Here is a 3879-nt window from a genome sequence, read left to right on the forward strand (position 1 = left end):
GGTCAGGTTCGAGGCCATATTATTTACGTTATCGGTCAGGTCTTTCCACACGCCGCTAACATTAGGCACCGAAGCCTGGCCGCCCAGTTTGCCTTCCGTACCTACATCGAGGGCCACGCGGGTTACTTCGCCAGCGAACAGGTTCAGCGAGTCCACCATCTGGTTCAGGTTCTGCTTGAGTTGCAGCAGCTCGCCTTTCACATCGACCGTAATCTTCTGGGTCAGGTCACCTTTGGCTACAGCCGTGGCCACGTTAGCAATGTCCCGCACCTGACTCGTCAGGTTCGAGGCCATGTAGTTTACATTGTCCGTAAGCTCCTTCCAAATGCCCCCCACGTTCGGTACCGAAGCTTGCCCGCCTAGTTTGCCTTCCGTACCCACTTCCTGGGCCACGCGCGTTACCTCACCGGCAAACAGGTTCAGGTTGTCAATGGTCTTGTTAATGGTTTCGGCCATCACTTTGAAGTCGCCCGAAACCGGTATCTGGAACGTCTCATCCAGGTTGCCTTTGGAGATGTTCTTCAGTACTTTGCCTACTTCCAATACCGGAACGGCGATGCTATCCATCAAGCCGTTGATATTATTAATCATGTCGCGCCAAAAGCCCGAGGCATTCTCACCGGAAGCGCGGGCTTTCAGGTTGCCCTCTACCCCGGCAACTTTCGAGATGCGCGATACTTCGCCTCCCACCCCGCCGATCATTTCCACCATCGAGTTATAAGCCTCAGCTATCTCGGCAAAAATGTCGTCGTTTTGTTTGGTCAGGCGCACCGAAACATCGCCTTTTTTAAAGGCATCGAGGGCATACAGCACCCGATTGAGCTGGTCGTTTACATACCCAGGGTCTTGCGTGTCGATTGAGCCGCGCGACCCCCCCCTTTTGCGGGTCAGGTCGTTGTTAGTCCGGATTACGTCAAGGGGTGAAACCGCGCCGGTGTACAACGTTTTACCGGCAGCTGTATCCTTCTTATCTGGGGCAGTTGCCGATGAATTGGAAACCGGAGTTGTGGTTTTGGTAGTCTTACCTGAAGCCATACAAAATGTAGATTGCGAAGCGTGCTAGAAAGGCACTGCTGAAACAAACCGGCGGGTGGACCGGCAGCCAGACTTACAAAGGTAATAAACTAGCGGCATCCGCAACAATGGAAATGAACGATCATATACGAATCGTTCAACCAACGGCTGATGAACTACTTACCTATAATAATTGCTCTTACACAGTTCTCCCAGCCTGGATCTGGGCTTGAAGGAGCAAGGATAATTAAGATGGTATAGGTGAGAGGCCGGATTATTCCATCATCTTTGCGGCAAAATTCAACTTTTGCCCCCCTTAGGTCGTTTCTTAGTTGATACCCACCTGTATTTCGTTGTCAATCCCCTTTATATGATCAAAAATTTAGTCATAGTTGAGTCACCGGCCAAAGCCAAGACCATCGAAGGATACTTGGGTAAGGACTTTATTGTCAAGTCCAGCTTCGGTCATGTGCGCGATTTGCCTAAGGATAATAACGCTATTGACATTGCCAACGGTTTCAAGCCTACTTATGTGGTTTCGGCTGACAAGCGCGAAATAATTGCTCAGTTGAAGAAGCTGGCAAAAGAGGCTGAAGTAGTATGGTTAGCGAGTGACGATGACCGGGAGGGTGAGGCCATTAGCTGGCACTTAGCGGAAACGCTAAACCTGACCGACGCCAAAACGCGCCGGATTGTATTCCGCGAAATCACCAAAAACGCTATTCTCAATGCCATTGCCTCCCCCCGGGAGATTGACCTGAACTTAGTAAATGCCCAGCAGGCCCGCCGTGTGCTCGACCGTTTGGTGGGTTTTGAGCTGTCGCCGGTGCTCTGGAAAAAAGTTAAAACGGGCTTGTCGGCCGGCCGGGTACAATCGGTGGCGGTGCGCCTGGTGGTAGAGCGGGAGCGGGAAATCAATCAATTCAAAACTTCATCTGCTTATCGTGTCACGGCGCGTTTTGATGCGGGCCGGGGGGCAATTTTGGAGGCCGAATTACCGACGCGCTTTAAAACGGAGACGGAAGCGCAGGAGTTCTTGGCTCGTTGCGTGGGGGCCATTTATCAGATTGAAAACCTGGAGAAGAAGCCTGGCAAACGCTCGCCGGCGCCGCCTTTCACCACGTCTACGCTTCAGCAGGAAGCATCCCGCAAGCTCGGTTTCTCGGTGGCCCAAACGATGAGCGTGGCCCAGAAGCTGTATGAAGCCGGCAAAATCAGCTACATGCGTACCGACTCCGTAAACTTGTCGCAGGATGCGCTGGCAGCGGCTCAGGTTGAAATCAGCCGGGCTTATGGTGATGAATACGCCCACAAGCGCCAGTTTAAAACAAAGTCTGCCTCGGCCCAGGAAGCGCACGAAGCTATACGGCCAACCGATTTTGCTTTGGTAAAAGCAGGCTCTGACTCCCAGGAGCAGCGCCTCTACGACCTGATTCGCAAGCGGGCTTTGGCCTCGCAGATGGCTGACGCAACGGTAGAGCGCACCGTGGCTACTATTGGCATCAGCACGCAGCCGGGCATCACGCTTACGGCTACAGGCGAGGTAATTACCTTCGAGGGTTTCCTGAAAGTGTACAGCGAGTCGAAGGACGATGAGGAGGAGGAAGGTGACTCGTCATTTTCGCGTGGGTTGCCTCCCCTGACGGTAAACCAGCAGCTGCCTTTGCAATTACTGCGCGCTACGGAGCGCTATGCTCAGCCGCCCGCTCGCTACACGGAAGCATCGTTGGTGAAGAAGCTGGAGGAAATGGGCATCGGGCGTCCTTCTACCTATGCACCTACTATCAGCACGATTCAGAAGCGCGGCTACGTAGAAAAAGATACTCGTGAAGGTAAAGAGCGCAAGTTTCGGGTGCTCACCCTAGAAGGCGAGCAGGTGAAAACGGAAGTGAAAACGGAAACCTTCGGGGCCGAGAAAGCCAAGATGTTTCCGACCGACACGGCCATGGTCGTCAATGACTTTTTAGTTGAGCACTTCCCCATTATTATCGACTACCAGTTTACGGCCAAAGTAGAGGGTGAATTCGACCTCATTGCCAATGGCCAGGAGAAGTGGGGCGACATGCTCTCTAATTTCTACGGAGCCTTCCACGAAACCATTGAGCGGGGCCAAGATATTGAGCGCAGCACGCTGGGCTCGAACCGCGAGATTGGTATTCACCCTGAAACCGGCCAGAAATTAACGGCCCGTTTGGGTCGCTATGGCCCTTACGTGCAGATTGAGCCGCGGGAAGGCTCGGAGGAGAAAGCCGTGTACGCGAGCCTGCGCAAAGGCCAGTTCATTGAGAATATTACGCTGGAAGAAGCCATGGAGCTGTTTAAGCTGCCGCGCATCGTGGGGCAGTTCGAGGAAAAAGATATGACGGCTTCTCTCGGTCGTTTTGGCCCTTATATCCGCCACGACAGCAAGTTTTACTCGCTTACCAAGGAGCAGGACCCGCATACCCTCACGGTTTCGGAAGCCATTGAGCTTATTGAAGCCAAGCGCAAATCGGACGCTGAGCGGTTGATCAAGGACTTCCCGGAGCGCGAGGATGTGCAGGTGCTCAATGGCCGCTTCGGTCCTTACATAGTGGTAGGCAAGAAAAACGTAAAGATTCCGAAGGGTGAAGACCCACAGGAACTCACGCTGGAACGCTGCCTGGAACTGGCCGAGCTAACGCCGGATAAGCCCGCCAAAGGCGGCCGCTTCGCCAAGAAAACGCCCGCGAAAACCGTGGATGAGCCGGCTACGCCCAAGAAAAAGCCGACCGCGAAGAAGCCAGCGACTAAAAAGGCGGCAACCACGAAGAAAGCAGCGCCCGCCAAGAAAGCGACTGCCAAAGCGAAGTAGTCAATCACCTTCTACCATAAAAAAGCCCCCCA

At 53.6% G+C, this 3879-nt stretch carries 2 protein-coding genes; one reads left to right on the top strand and one right to left on the bottom strand.

Translation table 11 applies throughout. The features are described from left to right. The coding region (locus B9A24_RS21130; RefSeq protein WP_143435166.1) for a HAMP domain-containing protein at window positions 1–1035 on the bottom strand (1035 nt) is incomplete at its 3' end. A 349-nt stretch (window positions 1036–1384) separates the two neighbouring features. Between B9A24_RS21130 and topA the strand changes: the two genes are divergently transcribed. Next, window positions 1385–3847, top strand: a complete 2463-nt coding sequence (topA, locus tag B9A24_RS21135) for a type I DNA topoisomerase (protein WP_084448098.1) — start codon at window positions 1385–1387, stop codon at window positions 3845–3847. Window positions 3848–3879 lie beyond the last annotated feature (32 nt).

It is taken from the genome of Hymenobacter roseosalivarius DSM 11622 (assembly GCF_900176135.1).
In the GTDB taxonomy this organism is placed as follows: Bacteria; Bacteroidota; Bacteroidia; order Cytophagales; family Hymenobacteraceae; genus Hymenobacter; species Hymenobacter roseosalivarius.

Bases quoted from the DNA above. Each gene is read 5' to 3' on its own strand.
- topA (WP_084448098.1), top strand. From the start codon at position 1,385: ATGATCAAAAATTTAGTCATAGTTGAGTCACCGGCCAAAGCCAAGACC.